The sequence below is a fragment of the Streptomyces winkii genome, from assembly GCF_032248595.1.
GTDB lineage: Bacteria > Actinomycetota > Actinomycetes > Streptomycetales > Streptomycetaceae > Streptomyces > Streptomyces winkii.
Genome location: NZ_JASTTH010000003.1, coordinates 465,172 through 481,589 on the forward strand (window position 1 = coordinate 465,172; position 16,418 = coordinate 481,589).

Consider the following 16,418-nt stretch of genomic DNA (forward strand, 5'->3'; position numbering starts at 1 on the left):
GCGGTTCACATGCCCGCGGCGCGGACGGCCGCGTGCAACTCCCTCCCGGCGTCGATGAGTTCGGCCGCGTCGCGCGTGCTGTTCTGGAAGTCGAGGATCGCCTCGTCGACCCCGGCCGCCACGCCCTCCGCGAGATCCTCGACGATCTGCTCGACGCTGCCCTGGTAGGTCCGGCGGTCTCCGCCCATCGGCTTGCCGGTGACCTGCACGCCGCACCGCTGGACGACGGTGAGGGAATCGGGGTCGCGGCCGTGCCGCTCGGCGAGTTCGCGGAGTGCCGCACGGTTGCGCGCCACCTCCGGGTGCGGGGTGAGGGAGGGGATCCACCCGTCGGCGCGGCGCGCGATCCGATCCAGGGTGCGGGAGTTGCTCGCGGCGAGCAGCACGGGCACCTCTCCGCCGGGCGGCTTGGGTCCGACGTCCGCCGGCGCCAGGCGCGTACGGGTGCCCTCGTACGCGGACGTGCCGGGGCTCCACACCGTCTCGCACACGTCGAGCACTTCGTCCAGCAGCGCGCCCCGCCTGTCGAAGTCGGCCCCCGCGGCGGCGTATTCGTCGCGCGACCAGCCGGTTCCCAGCCCGGCGACCAGGCGTCCGCCGCTCGCCGCGCTCAACGTGGCCAGCGTGCGCGCGAGTTCGAACGGTGCGTGCAGCGGCGCGACCAGTACGGACGTGCCCAGCCGCACCCGTTCGGTGACCGCGGCCGCCTGCGCGAGCGTGACGAGCGGGTCCGCGATGTCCCGGAAGGTCTCGGGCCACGGGCGGCCCTCGACGCCGTACATCCCGTCGACGGGGTCCTCCGGCACCAGGGTGCGCTCGAAGACCCACAGGCTGTCGTAGCCGATCGCCTCCGCCTCGCGCGCCACCGCCGTCACGTCGCGGCCCGGCACGTAGTGCTTCATCTGCGGCAGCCCCAGGCCCAGTCGCAGCGTCATGTCTCCTCCGTACAGCTCGTGTCCGGACGGGAACGTCCCCGCCGTGCAAGAGTGCCCCTTCCGGGCCCCCGCCATCCCTCCCGCCACAGCGGCACCGGATGTTCGGCGGGATCGGACGTTCAGCGGCAGGGGAGGGGAGTGAGCAGGCACCGCCCGGCCATGCCGGCGCTCGCGTCCAGGCGCTCGGTGAACTCCGCGGCCAGCCCCGGCCGTTCGCGCAGCCCGCGGAGGACGAGGAAGGCGGCCCAGGCGCCGCGACGGGCCATCTCCAGGCTCCACGAGCCCACCAGATGCGTGAGCGGATCGGCGACGTCGAGGAGGTCGGGGCCCGGCATCAGCTCCTCGCGGATGCGCTCCTCCAGAAGCGTCAGCAGATCCCCGACGCGCTCGAAGTCGCCCTCCAGCTCCTCCGGTTCGGCCTTCCGGGCCCGGCACGTGGCCAGCAGCGCCAGCGGCAGGTCGTGCCCGACGTGCGCGTTGATCCCGGCAAGGGCGAACTGAAGGGGACGCACGTACGGATGGCGGCGCAGCTGGAAGAGCGGGCGCCAGCAGGCGGGCGGGCGGTGGCCCTCGCTCTGCGCCTCGACCGCCGCGAGATAGCGGCCGGCGAACCGGACACCCAGTTCCTCCGCCGCCCCACGGTCGGGGAACCAGCCCGAATCCAGGCGCCGTTGGAGCTCCAGCGTCACCGACAGATACACCCTGTTGAAGACGGCCACGCCGTCGCCCTGCGGCAGTCCGTCACCGATGCCGCGCATGCGCAGCACCACGGAGCGCAGCCCGCCCGGCGGCCGCGGCGCGCCCACGAGCCGGGGTTCCCGCGTGCGGCCCGGCGCGGATGTCCGTTCAGCTGACGTCATGGGGGCAGCGTGGCACCCGTGGTGGCGCGGTGCGGCGGACACGGCGCGCGGGGCGCCCGGACGGGGGACGACCGGAACACCGCCGGACGGGCCCCGACTTCAGCAGCCGCTCATGCGCCCGGATCACACACGCGGAACGGGCCGTGCGCCCGCGCTCATGGCGCTTCGGGAGCGGAGGCCGGACTGCCCTCTGCACGGGCGGGCGAGTCCAGGGGCTTGCCCGAGGCGGTGGTGCGCGCTTCGGTACGCAGCACGCCCGCGCCCAGCACCAGCCCGAGCAGCATCAGCGTGACCAGCCCGAAGGACACGGACAGCGACGTCGCCTCCGCGATCCAGCCGACCGCCGCGGGGGCCGCCAGCCCCGAGGCGTAGGCGAGGGTGGCGACACCCGCGATCTCCTGGCCCGGCGAGGCCGAGGGGATGCGGCCCGCGGCGGCGAAGCACAGCGGCACCACCACCGCCACGCCGATCCCGATCAGCGCGTATCCCGCGATCGCCAGCGCCGGAGTGCGGGCCACCACCACCAGCACGGCGCCGACCGCCGCGGTCAGGCCGCTGGCCCGCACCGTCCGCACCGGTCCCAGGCGCCGGACCACCGCGTCGCCGACGAGCCGGGCGGCGGCCATCGTGCAGGCGAAGGCGGTGAACGCCCCGGCGGCCAGGCCCGGTTCGGCGTTCGTGACGTCTCGCAGATAGATGGCCGACCAGTCCATCGAGGCGCCCTCGGCGAAGACCGCGAAGAATCCGATGAGCCCGACCGTGAGCGCGGCCCGGCTCGGCAGGGCGAAGTTCGGCGGCTCCTCGGCCGGTTCGGCGGCGACCGCGGCGGACTCTCCCGCGCCGGCCGGCTCCGCGGCCTGCCCAGCCTCGCCCGGTGCGGTCTTCCCCTGCTCCCGTATGTCCAGCGTCCAGCGGGACGCGACGAGCGCCGTCACCGCCAGCACCGGTACCACCAGGCCCAGATGGATCCGTCCGTCGAGGCCGATCTGCGCCGCGAGCGCGCCCCCCGCACCGCCCAGCAGCGTGCCCACGCTCCACATTCCGTGCAGCCCGGACATCACCGAACGCCCGTACCGCTCCTCGATCTGCACCCCGTGCGCGTTCATCGCGACGTCCATCAGGCCGAGGCCGCACCCGTACACGAAGAGGATCACGCACAGCCACACCAGCCCCGGTGCGAGCGGGGGAAGGGCGAGCCCGGCACAGCACAGCAGCGACAGCCACGCCAGCGAACGGCGCGGCCCGTAGCGGTGCGCGAGGCGCGCCGAGAGCGGCATCGCCGCGGAAGCACCGATGGTGAGGAAGACGAGCGCCATCCCCAGCCAGCCGTGGCCCAGCCCGAGGTGCTCGCGGATCCACGGGATGGCGGTCGCGAAGCTGCCGCTCACGCCGCCGTGCACGGCGAAGACGACGGAGATCGCGCGCCGTGCGCGGCGGGTGGCGCCGTCGGTGGCGGTCTGCTGCATGTACGGGACCTCCGGCCTGTACGTGTGTGTTCCTCCGGTGTGCGCTTTCCGCACCCTGCTCCCCCAGCTACGCGGGAGGTACCCCAACCCCGCACCGAACTCCGCGGCCTGTGCGATCCGGGCCACTGTACGAGGCGCCGTACCCACCCGAACAAGGGGTTTTCGCAAGGCCGTTGCAAGAAACTGAAAGGCTTCGCACACACTCGACGCATCCGCGTGCACGCACTGTGAGTGAGCCCACAGGCCGTCCGGCCCTGCCGGAAGCGGCCTCATGGCAGACTGAACGCGTACCAGTGACGTCAGCGCACTCCGGGGTCGGTGAAAGTCCGAACCGGCGGTTACAGTCCGCGACCCGATCGCCTCCAGCGACCGGTTGACCAGGTGAAACTCCTGGACCGACGGTGAAAGTCCGGATGGGAGGCAGTGCGCGGCGGGCCGAGACCGGTACACCGCCCCGGCTGGCGGACGTCCCCGTGCACCGCACGGAGGCGCCTCCCTCCGACCGGCGGTGCCCCGGCCCGACGAGCCCGTACACATCTCACAGCGCCCCGGAGTCCGTGCCCGAAGAGGCAGGAGAGACCCGGTGGCCACCGACGCAGCAGCCGCAGTGTCAGCCCCTTCCGCCGAACCGGCCGAACGGGCCGCCATGCGCCGCGCCGTCGAACTCGCCGCCCGCGGCCTCGGATCGACCAGCCCCAACCCCGTCGTCGGCTGCGTCGTGCTCAGCCCGGAGGGCTACCCCGTGGGCGAGGGCTGGCACCAGCGCGCCGGCGGCCCGCACGCCGAGGTCCACGCACTGGCCGAGGCCGGGGACGACGCACGCGGCGGCACCGCCGTCGTCACCCTCGAACCCTGCGACCGCACCGGCCGCACCGGTCCCTGCTCCCTGGCCCTGATCGAGGCGGGCATCGCCCGTGTCGTCTACGCCGTCGCCGACCCGTCCGCGCCCGGCGGTGCGAACCGCCTCGCCGAGGCGGGCATCGACGTGGTCAAGGGGCTGCTGGCCGACGAGGCGGCGGCGGGCAACGCGGCATGGCTCACCTCGGTGAGGCTGCGCCGCCCGTACGTCGTCTGGAAGTACGCCGCGACGCTCGACGGCCGCATCGCCGCCACCGACGGCTCCAGCCGCTGGATCACCTCCGACGAGGCCCGCGCCGACGTCCACCGCCTGCGTGCCCGCACCGACGCCGTGCTCGTCGGCTCCGGGACGGTGCGTGCGGACGATCCGCACCTCGCCGTGCGCGGCGTCTCCGGCGCGGTGCAGCCGCTGCGCGTCGTGCTCGACACCGGCGCGTCCGCCGTGCGGCCGGGAGCCCGCGTGCTCGACGGGACCGCACCCACGCTCGTCGCCGTCGCACAGGACGCCGAAACGGACGGACTCGGCGGCGCCGCCGAGGTGTTGAGGCTGCCGCGCGCCGAAGGGGAGCGGCCCGGGCTCGATCTGACGGCGCTTCTGGAGGAGCTGCACGCGCGGGAGATCCGCTCGGTGCTCCTCGAAGGCGGCCCGACGCTCGCCGGGTCCTTCGTAAGGGCCGGGGCCGTCGACGAAGTGATCGGCTACATCGCGCCAGTACTGCTGGGCGCCGGGCCGGCCGCCCTCGGCGACGCCGGAATCGCCACCATCGCGCAGGCGTTGCGACTGAAGGTCACCGAAGCCGTCCGCGTCGGCCCGGACCTGCGCGTGACCGCGGTGCCCGCGGACGCCCTGCGCGCCGGCGGCACCGGCGCCTCCGCCGCCACGACCGCATCCACCGCTGCCACCGAGGAGTCCTGAGTGTTCACCGGAATCGTCGAAGAGCTGGGCGAAGTCGTCGCCGTGGAGAAGCTGCCGGGCGCGGCCCGGCTCCGGCTGCGCGGCCCCCTCGTCACCGAAGGGGCCGGGCACGGTGACTCGATCGCCGTCAACGGCGTCTGCCTCACGGTCGTCGAGACGTCCGGCGGGGAGTTCACGGCGGACGTCATCGGCGAGACCCTTGCCCGCTCCAGCCTCGGCGCGCTCGCCGCCGGCTCCCGCGTCAACCTGGAGCGCCCCATGGCGCTGGGCGGAAGGCTCGACGGTCATATCGTCCAGGGCCACGTCGACGGCACCGGCACCGTCGCCGAGCGGACCGAGGACGGGACGGTACGGATCCAACTGCCGCCGCAGCTGGCCAAGTACATCGTCGAGAAGGGCTCGATCACCGTCGACGGCGTCAGCCTCACCGTCGTCGAGGCGGGCGACGCGCACTTCACCGTCGGCCTGATCCCGACGACGCTGGAGCTGACCACCCTCGGCATCAAGGGGCCCGGCGACCCGGTCAACCTCGAGGTCGACGTCCTGGCCAAGTACGTGGAGCGGCTGCTCACCCACGACCGCGGCACGCAGGCGGGCGGGAGCGAACCCGCGGCCGACGGCGGCGCCGCAGACCCGAGGGAAGCCGTCCGGTGAACGCCCTCGGATTCCTCGACGACGAGGCGTTCACGGCCCTCGGGCAGCACGTCATCTACTCCGACCTCATCGGCAACGTCATCGGCCTGGCCGCGCTCGCCCTGGGCTGGCGGCGCTCCGTCCTCACCTGGCCCGTCCAGGTGCTGGCCGGCGTCGTCCTCGTGGCCGCGTACTACTCGGCGCAGCTCGCGGGCGGAGTCGGCAAGCAGCTGCTGGTCATCGTCGTCGCGCTGTGGGGCTGGTGGCAGTGGCGCCGCGGCAACCGCACCGCCGAGGACGGCGCGATCACCGTGCGGTTCGCGACGCTCCGCGAGCGCGGCGTGCTGTTCGCCGGCACGGTCCTGGGCACCCTCGCGGTCGGCGGGCTCTTCACGCTCGTGCCGAAGCTGTCGTGGAGCCCCTGGCCGGACGCCTACATCTTCGTCGGCACCCTCGCCGCGATGACGGCGCAGGCGCGCGGGCTCGTGGAGTTCTGGTTCGCCTGGCTCCTGGTCGACGTCGTCGGCGTCCCGCTGGCCTTCAGCAGCGGGCTTCCCTTCTCCGGGCTGGTGTACGTCGTCTACCTCGGCCTCGTGCTGTGGGGCATGCGCAGCTGGTGGCTGAGGACCCGTACGGCCGCACCCACGGCTTCCGCAGGCCGCGGAGCCGCCGTCGAAGGAGCACGTCCATGAACGGGCCCGGCAGCGTCGCCGGGTCGCAGACCGGCACAACCGGCCCGAGAAGCAGGGCACACCGAGGAGGCGCAGGCATGACCGCAGCCACCACCAGCCGGCACGTGTACGGCGAGGCCGCCGGGACACCGCAGCTGCCGGACCGCAGCCCCGACGACTTCACCCTCGATCCCGTGGAGCGCGCGATAGCCGATGCCGCCCTCGGCCGCCCGGTCGTCGTCGTGGACGACGAGAGCCGGGAGAACGAGGGAGATCTGATCGTCGCCGCGGAGCGCATCACCCCCGAGATCGTCGCCTTCATGATGAGCGAGTGCAGGGGCCTGATCTGCACGCCCATGGAGGCCGAGGATCTGGACCGGCTGGATCTGCCGCAGATGGTCGAGCGGAACTCCGAGGCGATGGGCACCGCCTTCACGGTCACCGTCGACGCCACCGCGCGCCACGGCGTGACCACCGGCATCTCCGCCGCCGACCGCGCCACCACCATCCGGCTGCTGGCCGACCCCGAGGCCGAGCCGTCCGACTTCGTACGGCCCGGGCACGCCTTCCCGCTGCGCGCCAAGCCGGGCGGCGTACTGGCACGGGCCGGGCACACCGAGGCCGGGGTCGATCTGGCGAGGCTCGCCGGGCTGCGTCCCGCCGCCGCCATCGTCGAGATCGCCGGGGAGGACGGCACGATGCTGCGGCTGCCCGAACTGCTCCCGTTCGCGCGCAAGCACGGCCTCGCGGTGATCTCCATCGAGGACCTCATCGCTTACCGCGAGGCCACCTCCGGCGCCGCGGCGGAGGAGCCCGTACCCGTCGTCGTCCCGGACGAGCCCGAGGTCCGGCGCGAGGCCGCCACCCGCCTGCCGACGCGGCACGGCGAGTTCCGGGCGTACGGCTACCGCTCCACCACCGACGGCGTCGAGCACATCGCCCTGGCCGTCGGAGACCTCACCGCGAGCGCGGGGGAGAACGTGCTGGTGCGCGTCCACTCCGAGTGCCTCACGGGCGACGTGTTCGGCTCGCTGCGCTGCGACTGCGGCACGCAGCTGGAGGCGTCCCTGGAGCGGGTGCAGGCCGAGGGCCGCGGCGTGGTGGTGTATCTGCGGGGCCACGAGGGCCGCGGCATCGGGCTGCTGTCCAAGCTGCGCGCGTACGAGCTCCAGGAGCGCGGCCGCGACACCCTCGACGCCAACCTCGAACTGGGGCTGCCAGCAGACGCCCGCGACTACGCGGCGGCGGCCCGCGTGCTCGACGACCTCGGTGTGCGCTCCGTGCGGCTGATGACCAACAACCCCGAGAAGTCCGAGGCGCTCGAGCGTCACGGGCTGCGCGTCGAGGAGCGCGTCGCCATGCCCGTCGAGGCGGGCGAGCACAACCTGCGCTATCTGCGCACCAAGCGCGACCGCATGGGCCACGACCTGCCCTGGCTGGAGGCGCGGAACGCCTCGCCCTGCGGCAACCAGTGAGCGCCGGGCACCAGAGACAGACGACCGGCGAGACCGACAGAGACAAGACCTGCGAATAGAGGCAAGGAGCGAGGAACGTGAGCGGCAAGGGTGCCCCCGAAGTGTCCGTGGAGGTAAGCGGCGATCTGCGCGTGGCCGTGGTCGCCGCCCAGTGGCACGAGACGGTGATGGACGGGCTCGTGGCCGGCGCCCTGCGCGCCGCCCGCGAGCTGGGCACGGGCGAGCCGGCGCTGCTGCGCGTCCCGGGCAGCTTCGAACTGCCCGTCGCCGCAAGGGCCCTGGCCGAAGCGGGCTATGACGCCGTCGTCGCGCTCGGCGTCGTCATCCGTGGCGGTACGCCGCACTTCGACTACGTCTGCCAGGGCGTGACCCAGGGCCTGACGCAGGTCGGGGTCGAGACCGGCGTGCCGATCGGCTTCGGCGTCCTCACGTGCGACGACGAGCAGCAGGCCCTCGACAGGGCCGGGCTGGCGGGCTCCTCCGAGGACAAGGGGCACGAGGCCACCACCGCCGCCGTGGCGACCGCCGCCGCGCTGCGCTCGGTGGCGGCACCGGCCTGACCCCCCCGACGGCCCGACCGCCTGACCTGCCCGACCCTGCCCCGGGAGGCCCGGAAGCCGCCCCGTAGAGTTGGGAACACCATGGCGAACAAGACATTCGAGGAGCTCTTCGCCGAGCTCCAGCACAAGGCCGCCAACGGCGACCCGATCACCTCGCGCACGGCCGAACTCGCCGCGCAGGGCGTGCACTCCATCGGCAAGAAGATCGTCGAGGAGGCCGCCGAGGTGTGGATGGCCGCCGAGTACGAGGGCGACGAGCGCACCGCGGAGGAGATCTCGCAACTCCTCTACCATCTCCAGGTCCTGATGATCGCCCGCGGTGTGACCCTCGAGGACGTATACGCTCACCTCTGAGTCCCGCCCGGCACCTCGTCTCTCCGCACTTCGCACTCACGCACCGCACTCACACGTCACGCTCCGCACGTCCGCACCGGATTCCGCCGGGCACCGCGCAGTCTCAGTCCTGCGCCCGTCCGGCACCCGCCCACGTATCTCACCCACGCAAAGGAAGCCCGCACCATGCTGCGCATCGCCGTCCCCAACAAGGGTTCTCTCTCCGAGCCTGCGGCGGAGATGCTCCATGAGGCGGGCTACAAACAGCGCAAGGACCGCCGTGAACTCGTCCTGACGGACAGCGAGAACGACGTCGAGTTCTTCTTCCTGCGGCCCCGTGACATCGCCGTCTACGTCGGCTCCGGCAAGCTCGACATCGGCATCACCGGACGCGACCTGCTCCTCGACTCCGGGGCGGAGGCCGAGGAGATCCTCCAACTCGGCTTCGCCGGCTCGACGTTCCGCTATGCCACCCGCCCCGGCACGGCCACGGACGTACGCGAATTCACCGGGATGACCGTCGCCACGTCCTTCTCCGGCATCGTCACCAAGCACCTCGCGGAGCACGGCGTGGACGCCTCCGTCGTGCACCTCGACGGCGCCGTGGAGACGGCCATCCAGCTCGGCGTCGCCGAAGTCATCGCCGACGTCGTCGAGACGGGCAGCACCCTGCGCAACGCCGGCCTGGAGATCATCAGCGAGCCGATCCTGCACTCCGAGGCCGTCGTCGTGCGCGGCACCGACGCCCCCGACGACGACCCGAAGGTCCGCCAGTTCCTCCGCCGCATGCAGGGCGTCCTCGTCGCCCGCCGGTACGTGATGATGGACTACGACATCCGCGCCGAGCACCTGGAGCAGGCCGTCGCCCTCACCCCCGGGCTCGAATCGCCCACCGTCTCACCGCTGCACGACCAGGGCTGGGTCGCCGTACGCTCCATGGTCCGTACGAAGGAGGCGCAGCGAATCATGGACGACCTCTACGAGTTGGGCGCCCGCGCCATCCTCACGACCGGCATCCACGCCTGCCGCCTCTGATTCGCCGCGCGTCCTCCAGGAGGATCCGGATGACCGAACTTCCGTCCCTGCCCGTCACGTTCCGCCCGAGCCGCACGCGCGCCGTCCTCCTCACGGTCGGCGCCGCGGTGTTCGCCGTGCTCACGGCCGTCGCGCTGACCCTGCCCGCGACGAGCACGGGGGAGCGGGTCAGCTTCGTCGTCACCGGCCTGCTCTTTCTCGGCGTACTGCTTCTGCTGTCGCGTCCGCACGTGACCGCCGACGAGGGCGGAGTCACAGTCGTCAACCTGACGGCCAGGCGCCGCCTCGAATGGGCGGAGGTGCTGCGGGTCAACCTCCGCCAGGGCGACCCGTGGGTCAGCCTCGACCTGGCCGACGGCACCAGCCTTCCCGCGATGGGCATCCAGCCGGGGATCGCGAAGGAGCGGGCCGTCGCCGACGCGAACGCGCTGCGTGCACTGGCGGAACGGCACGGCACGGGCGAGACGGTGCGCTGATGCGCTGACCGCCCCGGCAGGTTCCCATCGCGACGCGGCCGAGTCCTGCCCCGGCCCGGCGGCGAACCCGCCGCGGCCCCGCGGCGAAACCCGTCGCCGCCCCTTTTCGCCACGCCCCGACGCGGCGCCGTCACAGCGTGCTTCGGCCTTCGCGGCGGAATCGACTCGTCCGCCGGCCGCCTCTGCCGCGCGCCGCACGGACGTGTTTACTCTGGTCGGAACGGCGGATCCAGCCGCCCCCGACCGCGACCCGCTACCCGAGGAGTGACCCCCGTCAGAGATGGACGGATCGTCCTGTAGTACCTGCGCTGTGTTCCCCAGCACCTTCCGGGGGGACACAGCATGACCCTTTCGCTCACGCTTCTCGCCGCCGCCTTCGTGCTGGTCCTCGCCAACGGCTTCTTCGTCGCAGCCGAGTTCGGACTCGTCACCGTCGAACGGCCCGAAGCAGAACGGGCCGCCGCCGAGGGCGACCGCAGGGCCCGCGCCGTGACGGCCGCCCTGTCGGAGCTCTCCTTCCAGCTCTCCGGCACCCAGTTGGGCATCACCCTCACCTCCCTCGTCGTCGGCATGCTCAGCGAACCGGCCCTCGCCCACCTGCTGAGCGGGCCCCTGACGGCGACGGGCCTTCCCGAGGGCGCCGTGCCCGGCACGGCCGTCACCGTCGGCATGCTGGTCGCCTCCGCCGTGCAGATGGTCATCGGCGAGCTGGTGCCGAAGAACTGGGCCGTCTCCCGGCCGCTGGCCGTCGCGCGATTCGTCGCCGGTCCGCAGCGGCTCTTCTCCGCCGCGTTCCGCCCCGTCATCACGCTGCTCAACGCCGTCGCCAACCGCATCGTCCGCGCGTTCGGCGTCCAGCCCGCGGAGGAGCTGGCCTCGGCCCGCACACCGGGCGAACTGGTCTCCCTCGCCCGGCACTCCGCGCGTGCGGGAGCCATCGAGGAGGACACCGCGGACCTGTTCGTACGGACGCTCTCCCTCGCCGGCCTCACCGCGCAGCACGTGATGACGCCGCGCGTGCGCGTCAGCGCGCTCCAGAGCGGCGCCACCGCCGAGGACGTCGTCAACCTGACCCGCGCCACGGGCCTGTCCCGCTTCCCCGTCTGCCGCGGACGCCTCGACGAGATCACCGGCACCGCCCATCTCAAGGACGCCCTCGCCGTTCCCGCGCAGGAGCGGCTGCGCACGCCCGTCGACGACATCACCGCCCCCGCGCTCCTCGTCCCGGAGACGCTGCCCGTGCAGCCGCTGCTGGAGCGGCTGCGCAGGGAGGCGCCCATAGCGGTCGTCGTCGACGAGTACGGCGGCACCGCGGGCGTGGTCACCCTGGAGGACATCGTCGAGGAGCTCGTCGGCGAAGTGCGCGACGAGCACGACGGCGACGACGTACCCGTGCTCGCGCCCGCTGCCCCCGACCCCGAGGGCCGCCCCGCGTGGGAGGCCGACGGCGCCTGCCGCGTCGACGTGCTGCGCCGCATCGGCCTCGACGCGCCTGAAGGCCCGTACGAGACGGTGGCCGGCCTCGTCGCCGACCGCCTCGGGCGCATCCCCGCCCCGGGCGACACCGCGCACCTGCCGGGCGGTTCCGGTGCGCCCGGCTGGCAGCTGCGGGTGCGCCTCGTCGACCACCACCGCGCCGAACGCGTCCGTATCGTGCGGGCCGAGGAGAGCGGACGGGGCGGTGCGCCGCCCGCGCGGGCCGCCGTGCCCGCGGAGAGGAGCCTCGGGTGAGCGCCCTCCAAATCCTCTTCGCCATACTGCTGGTGCTCGCCAACGGCTTCTTCGTCGGCGCCGAGTTCGCTCTGGTCTCGGTGCGCCGCAGCCAGATCGAACCGCTGGCGGCGGCCGGTTCGGCGCGCGCCCGCCGGGTCCTCAACGGCCTGGAGAACCTGCCGCAGATGATGGCCGCCGCGCAGTTCGGCATCACCGTGTGCTCGCTGACGCTGGGCGCCGTGGCCGAACCCACCATCGCGCACCTGCTGGAGCCCCTCTTCGACGCCGTACGGCTGCCCGAAGCGCTGGTCCACCCCGTCGGCTACGTCGTGGCGCTGGCCGTCGTCGTCGCCTGCCACCTCGTCATCGGCGAGATGGTGCCGAAGAACCTCGCGATGGCGGCGCCGGAGCGCACCGCGCTGCGGCTCTCGCCCGCCCTGGTGGCCTTCGCCCGGCTGTGCCGCCCGGTGACGGCGGGCCTCGGCAGCTGCTCCACGGTCGTACTGCGTCTCTTCCGCGTCGAGCCCAAGGACGAGGTCGAGGCCGCCTTCACCAGCGAGCAGCTCACCGACCTCCTCGCGGACTCACGCCAGGCCGGGCTGCTGGACCACGAGGAACACGAGCGCCTCTCCGACGCCCTGGAGCTCGGCTCGCGTCCCGTGACGGACGTGCTCCTCGCCCCCGGCTCCCTGGTGACCGTGGGGCCGGACGTCACGCCGCGGCAGGTGGAGGAACTCACGGTGCGCACCGGCTACTCGCGCTTCCCGGTGTGCGACTCCGACGGCGCGTTCATGGGCTATCTGCATGTGAAGGACATACTCGACCTGACCGAGGACCTCGCGGAGCACGACCGTGCCGTGCCGCAGCATCTGTGGCGCTCCATGACGACGCTCCGCGCCGAACTGCCCCTGGACGACGCGCTGGCGGCGATGCGGGGAGCCGCATCGCACCTCGCGACCGTCGCGGACGCGTCGGGACGGGTGCTCGGACTGGCGGCGCTGGAGGACGTGCTGGAGATGCTCGTCGGTGAAGTCCGCGACCCGGCGCACGAGTCGGCGGGCGCCCCGCCCAAGCAGCGGAGTGCGGGCGGGACTTCGGGCGGCGCGGGACCCGCGGCTTCACAGGCGGCGGCGTCGGCCGCTTCGTCCGGTTCGGCCTCTTCGGGTCCCGCCGAGGCGGACCGCGGCGCGGAGACGCCCGGAGAGGGGGGCTCCGTCGGGGCGGTCAGGCGAGCGGAGGAGGAGGATCCAGGCGCGGACCGTCCGGACCCCGGCCGGAGAGCACCTCACCGTACGCCTGCATGAGGTCCGGCAGCCGCAGCGTGGCCAGGTCCTCCCTGGTCGGAGTGCCCGGATAGCCCGACAGCCGCAAGTCGCGGTAGGCGCAGCTCTTCTCGTAAAGGGTGCGCAGGAAGCGGCCGTTGCCCAGCTCGTCGACCCAGCCCTGGTCGACGACGTGGCCGCTGATGCTGCGCATCTCCTCCAGGCTCTCCTCGTCCCACACGTCGCCGTTGTCGGCGGCGAGGACCTCGCCGATCGCGGTCAGCTCCAGCGGCCGGTAGCTGGGGAAGTCGACGCGCGTCGTGAAGCGTGAGGAGAGCCCCGGGTTCGCGGCCAGCAGCCGGTCCATGCCCTCCCGGTAGCCGGCGAGGATCACCACCAGCTGGTCGCGGTTGTCCTCCGCGCGCTTGAGCAGCACCTGAAGCGCCTCGTCACCGTACGCGTCGCCCTTGCTGTAGCCGGAGTTGGACAGCGCGTACGCCTCGTCGACGAAGAGCACGCCACCCAGGGCCGAGTCGATGAGCTCGTTGGCCTTCACCGCCGTCTGACCGAGGAACTCGCCGACCAGATCGGCCCGTTGGGCCTCGACGAGATGGTCGCCGCCCAAGAGTCCCAGCGCGTAGAACGCGCGGCCGAGTATGCGTGCCACGGTCGTCTTGCCCGTGCCGGACGGGCCGGAGAAGACGAAGTGCCGCTTCGGCGGCTGGACGGGCAGGCCCTGCGCGGCGCGCAGCCGCGCCATGTGCAGCTGGGCCGAGAGCGCACGCACCTGCCGCTTGACCGGCTCCAGGCCCACCATCCGCTCCAGCTCGTCCAGCGCCTGGGCGAGCAGCACCGGGTCGGACGGGCCGGTCAGCACGCGGTCGACGCCCGAGCCGCCGGCGTGCGGGATCATCCGGTCCCGCACGGCGTCGGAGTCGACCCGCACCGGCTCCGCCGGGTCGCCGGAGTCCTCCAGGCGCAGCGCGTCCGCGCCGGGGTCGACGTTCGGGTCGGCGGTCTCCGCGGGGTCGGGGACGTCGGCCATGCCGGGCACGCCCAGCCCGTCGAGGCCGGCGCCGGCTGCCGGGCCGCCGCCGGGGCCGGGCTCCGCCGCGGACGTCTCGGCCGCGTCCATCCCGGACTCGTACGGGCCGTCCAGGCCGGCGGTGCCGTCCTGCCCTGCCCGGCCGCCGGCGCCCGTGTCGGAGCCGGCCAGGGTTATGGCCGCGGCCAGGTCGCCGCCGTCGCCGAGCCCGTCGCTCTCCGCGATGGTGGTCAGCCGTGCGGCGGTGTCCATGAACGCCGGGTCGATCCGGTGCACCGCGCGGTAGAGCGGCAGGGCCGCGGCGCTGCGGCCGGTGCCCTCGCGGGCGCGCGCGAGCCAGTAGCGCAGCTCCTTGCGCTGCGGCTGCTCGCTGCGGCAGCGCATCAGCGCGGCGGCCAGCAGCGGCTCCGCCTGCCCGTACATCTCCAGCCGCACCCGCGCCATCCCCGCGAACAGGCCGGCCTCTATGCCCAGCAGCGCGTCGTCGACGAGGGGTTCGGTGTGCGCGACGAGGCGCTCCCAGTCCTTGGCGAGATACGCGCGGCACGCGTGCAGGAAGCGCACCTGCGGATCGGTCTCCACGGGAGGGCAGTCCGCGAGCGCCCTGTCGAGCTCGGCGACGTGCCGCCCGTCGAGCCAGTGCGACGCGTGCGCCAGCAGCAGATCGCGCTCGCTCTCCAGCACCGGCTGCACCCACCAGCCGAGCCAATACCAGGAGTTGAGGTTGCGGGCGTGACGCCTGCGCTGCTCACCGAAGCGACCGCGGTTGTGGTACATCCGCAGCAGCGCCGTCGCGGTGTCCGCGCGCAGCGCATGCAGGCCGAGCCAGCCGTCGGCCATGCCGGGATCGAGCCGTACGGCCGTGTGGAACTCCTCCTCGGCCTGGGCGTACTGGCCCACGGTGTAGGCGTCCACGCCACGCAGCCAGGCGAGGTCGGCAGGGGTGTGCAGATGCGGGCCGCCCTGCGTGCCGTAGTCCATCACGTCCCCCACGAAACGTCCCCCCGTCATCCGCCGAAGGCCCGCCCGCTCCGTCCCCCGGGGGCCCTGCGCCCCGGTGCCCCGCGCCGGGCAGCCGGATGAGCTGTGGGACGAACGTCCGTACTCCGGGCGGGAATTGGGGCTCGTTGACCCTGGTTTTCCCGATGTCCCGCCGCCCTACGCATCGTACCTGCGAGATCGTCCGGGCCGAAGGGCGGTGCACTCGACGCGGCAGGAACCCTGTGGGGACGCCGGGCGGTCAACTCCCGTCACATACGGTGAACACCGCTGGAGGGGGATACGGCCGCGGGACGGAACGCGGGCAGAACGAAGCCCCCGATCACGGGGGAACAACCGGGGGCTTCGCGTCTGCGGGCGACCTGTACAGACCGCTTGTTGGAAAAGTAATTCCTGTGAGGCTCCCGGGTCAAGCGGCCCCGGTGCACCTGGTGCGGAAGAGGTGCCGGAAGCTCCCAACGGGTCACCGACGGTGAGGAGTTGGGACTGTCAGCACCCTCCCGCGGGCCCCTCTCGCACCTCGAATCCCTGCGCTCCCTGACGCACCACGAAATTCGCAGATGAATGCGAAGGGTCCTCCGCGAAATGCGCACTCTCCGCGTGCGTCCACGCCTCCCAGAATTCCGTGAGCTTCCCGCCGTCCCGTGCGCGCCCGCGCCGCCACGCGTCCCCGGCCGCCATGTCCATCCACAGCAGACAGGCCAGATGCGGCCGCAGGGCACGCCGCCCCGCCCCCACGCCCTCGACGAGGACCACCGGCTCGGGCCGCAGGGTGGCCGCGGCGTCCGGATCGCCGGGGAAGGTCGCCCGGGTCCAGTCGTACGGGGCGTAGCGCGCTGTGCGTCCCTGGGAGAGCGGTGTGAGCACCTGCTCGGTGAGCCGGCCGGTCCAGTCGAAGAAGGCGTCGTGGCTGGCCAGGTCGTCCAGGTGCAGTACGGGGGCGCCCCCGAGTTCCCCGGCGAGCCGCCCGGCGAAGGTGGTCTTGCCCGACCCGGCGTGCCCGTCGACGGCGACCAGCCGCACGGGCCCGCACGACGGCGGCCGGTCCCGCAGCCGGGCGGTGAGCGCGTCGAGAGGGACGACGGGGACGGCAGGGAGGCGCCTGGACACCGGATCAGCGTACGGCGGAGACCCCGCCGCCGGGATCCGGCCGTGATCGTCCCGGGCACGGCCGACCCCCG

General features: G+C 73.3%; 15 protein-coding genes and 1 riboswitch. Of the genes, 10 read left to right on the plus strand and 5 right to left on the minus strand.

What is annotated here, in order from left to right:
• Window positions 1–5 precede the first annotated feature (5 nt).
• From QQM67_RS10575 to QQM67_RS10585, 3 genes are all read right to left on the minus strand, one after another.
• Entirely contained in the window at window positions 6–935 is a 930-nt protein-coding gene (locus QQM67_RS10575; protein WP_314173434.1) for an LLM class F420-dependent oxidoreductase, read from the minus strand.
• A 119-nt stretch (window positions 936–1,054) separates the two neighbouring features.
• Window positions 1,055–1,795 carry a DUF5995 family protein gene (locus QQM67_RS10580; protein ID WP_314173435.1) on the minus strand — a complete coding sequence of 247 codons (741 nt, stop codon included), beginning with the start codon at window positions 1,793–1,795 and terminating at the stop codon, window positions 1,055–1,057.
• Between the two features lie 155 nt (window positions 1,796–1,950).
• Window positions 1,951–3,261, minus strand: a complete 1,311-nt coding sequence (locus QQM67_RS10585; RefSeq protein ID WP_314173436.1) for an MFS transporter — start codon at window positions 3,259–3,261, stop codon at window positions 1,951–1,953.
• Between the two features lie 300 nt (window positions 3,262–3,561).
• Window positions 3,562–3,692, plus strand: a riboswitch (FMN riboswitch).
• Window positions 3,693–3,907: 215 nt separating this feature from the next.
• On the opposite strand from QQM67_RS10585, the gene ribD reads away from it, so the two are divergent.
• The 10 genes from ribD (at window position 3,908) to QQM67_RS10635 (ending at window position 13,235) form a co-directional block, all read left to right on the plus strand.
• Window positions 3,908–5,035, plus strand: coding sequence for a bifunctional diaminohydroxyphosphoribosylaminopyrimidine deaminase/5-amino-6-(5-phosphoribosylamino)uracil reductase RibD (gene ribD, locus QQM67_RS10590; protein ID WP_314173761.1), 1,128 nt, complete (start codon window positions 3,908–3,910; stop codon window positions 5,033–5,035).
• Window positions 5,036–5,689, plus strand: a complete 654-nt coding sequence (locus QQM67_RS10595; RefSeq protein WP_314173437.1) for a riboflavin synthase — start codon at window positions 5,036–5,038, stop codon at window positions 5,687–5,689.
• The gene (locus tag QQM67_RS10600) at window positions 5,686–6,360 is read left to right on the plus strand and encodes a nicotinamide mononucleotide transporter family protein (RefSeq protein WP_314173438.1); all 675 of its coding nucleotides are present in this window, start codon (window positions 5,686–5,688) and stop codon (window positions 6,358–6,360) included. The genes QQM67_RS10595 and QQM67_RS10600 overlap by 4 nt, the downstream gene beginning before the upstream one ends.
• A gap of 77 nt (window positions 6,361–6,437) precedes the next feature.
• Window positions 6,438–7,814: a bifunctional 3,4-dihydroxy-2-butanone-4-phosphate synthase/GTP cyclohydrolase II gene (locus QQM67_RS10605; protein ID WP_314173439.1), complete on the plus strand. Its 1,377-nt coding sequence runs from the start codon at window positions 6,438–6,440 to the stop codon at window positions 7,812–7,814.
• A gap of 77 nt (window positions 7,815–7,891) precedes the next feature.
• Window positions 7,892–8,374, plus strand: a complete 483-nt coding sequence (ribH, locus tag QQM67_RS10610; protein WP_314173440.1) for a 6,7-dimethyl-8-ribityllumazine synthase — start codon at window positions 7,892–7,894, stop codon at window positions 8,372–8,374.
• 81 nt (window positions 8,375–8,455) lie between these two features.
• Entirely contained in the window at window positions 8,456–8,728 is a 273-nt protein-coding gene (locus QQM67_RS10615) for a phosphoribosyl-ATP diphosphatase (RefSeq protein WP_314173441.1), read from the plus strand.
• 165 nt (window positions 8,729–8,893) lie between these two features.
• Complete coding sequence (gene hisG, locus QQM67_RS10620) at window positions 8,894–9,742, plus strand: ATP phosphoribosyltransferase (RefSeq protein ID WP_314173442.1); 849 nt, start codon at window positions 8,894–8,896, stop codon at window positions 9,740–9,742.
• Window positions 9,743–9,771: 29 nt separating this feature from the next.
• The gene (locus QQM67_RS10625; protein ID WP_314173443.1) at window positions 9,772–10,218 is read left to right on the plus strand and encodes a PH domain-containing protein; all 447 of its coding nucleotides are present in this window, start codon (window positions 9,772–9,774) and stop codon (window positions 10,216–10,218) included.
• 342 nt (window positions 10,219–10,560) lie between these two features.
• Window positions 10,561–11,949 carry a hemolysin family protein gene (locus QQM67_RS10630; protein WP_314173444.1) on the plus strand — a complete coding sequence of 463 codons (1,389 nt, stop codon included), beginning with the start codon at window positions 10,561–10,563 and terminating at the stop codon, window positions 11,947–11,949.
• On the plus strand, window positions 11,946–13,235 hold the full coding sequence (locus tag QQM67_RS10635) for a hemolysin family protein (RefSeq protein ID WP_314173445.1): 1,290 nt from the start codon (window positions 11,946–11,948) through the stop codon (window positions 13,233–13,235). Before QQM67_RS10630 ends, QQM67_RS10635 begins: the two co-directional genes overlap by 4 nt.
• On the opposite strand, the gene QQM67_RS10640 is transcribed toward QQM67_RS10635, so the two are convergent.
• Both QQM67_RS10640 and QQM67_RS10645 read right to left on the minus strand, forming a co-directional pair.
• Window positions 13,156–15,219, minus strand: a complete 2,064-nt coding sequence (locus QQM67_RS10640; RefSeq protein WP_314173762.1) for an AAA family ATPase — start codon at window positions 15,217–15,219, stop codon at window positions 13,156–13,158. The two genes, QQM67_RS10635 and QQM67_RS10640, sit on opposite strands and share 80 nt — an antisense overlap.
• A 507-nt stretch (window positions 15,220–15,726) precedes the next feature.
• Window positions 15,727–16,347 carry a uridine kinase family protein gene (locus tag QQM67_RS10645; RefSeq protein ID WP_314173446.1) on the minus strand — a complete coding sequence of 207 codons (621 nt, stop codon included), beginning with the start codon at window positions 16,345–16,347 and terminating at the stop codon, window positions 15,727–15,729.
• Window positions 16,348–16,418: the final 71 nt, after the last annotated feature.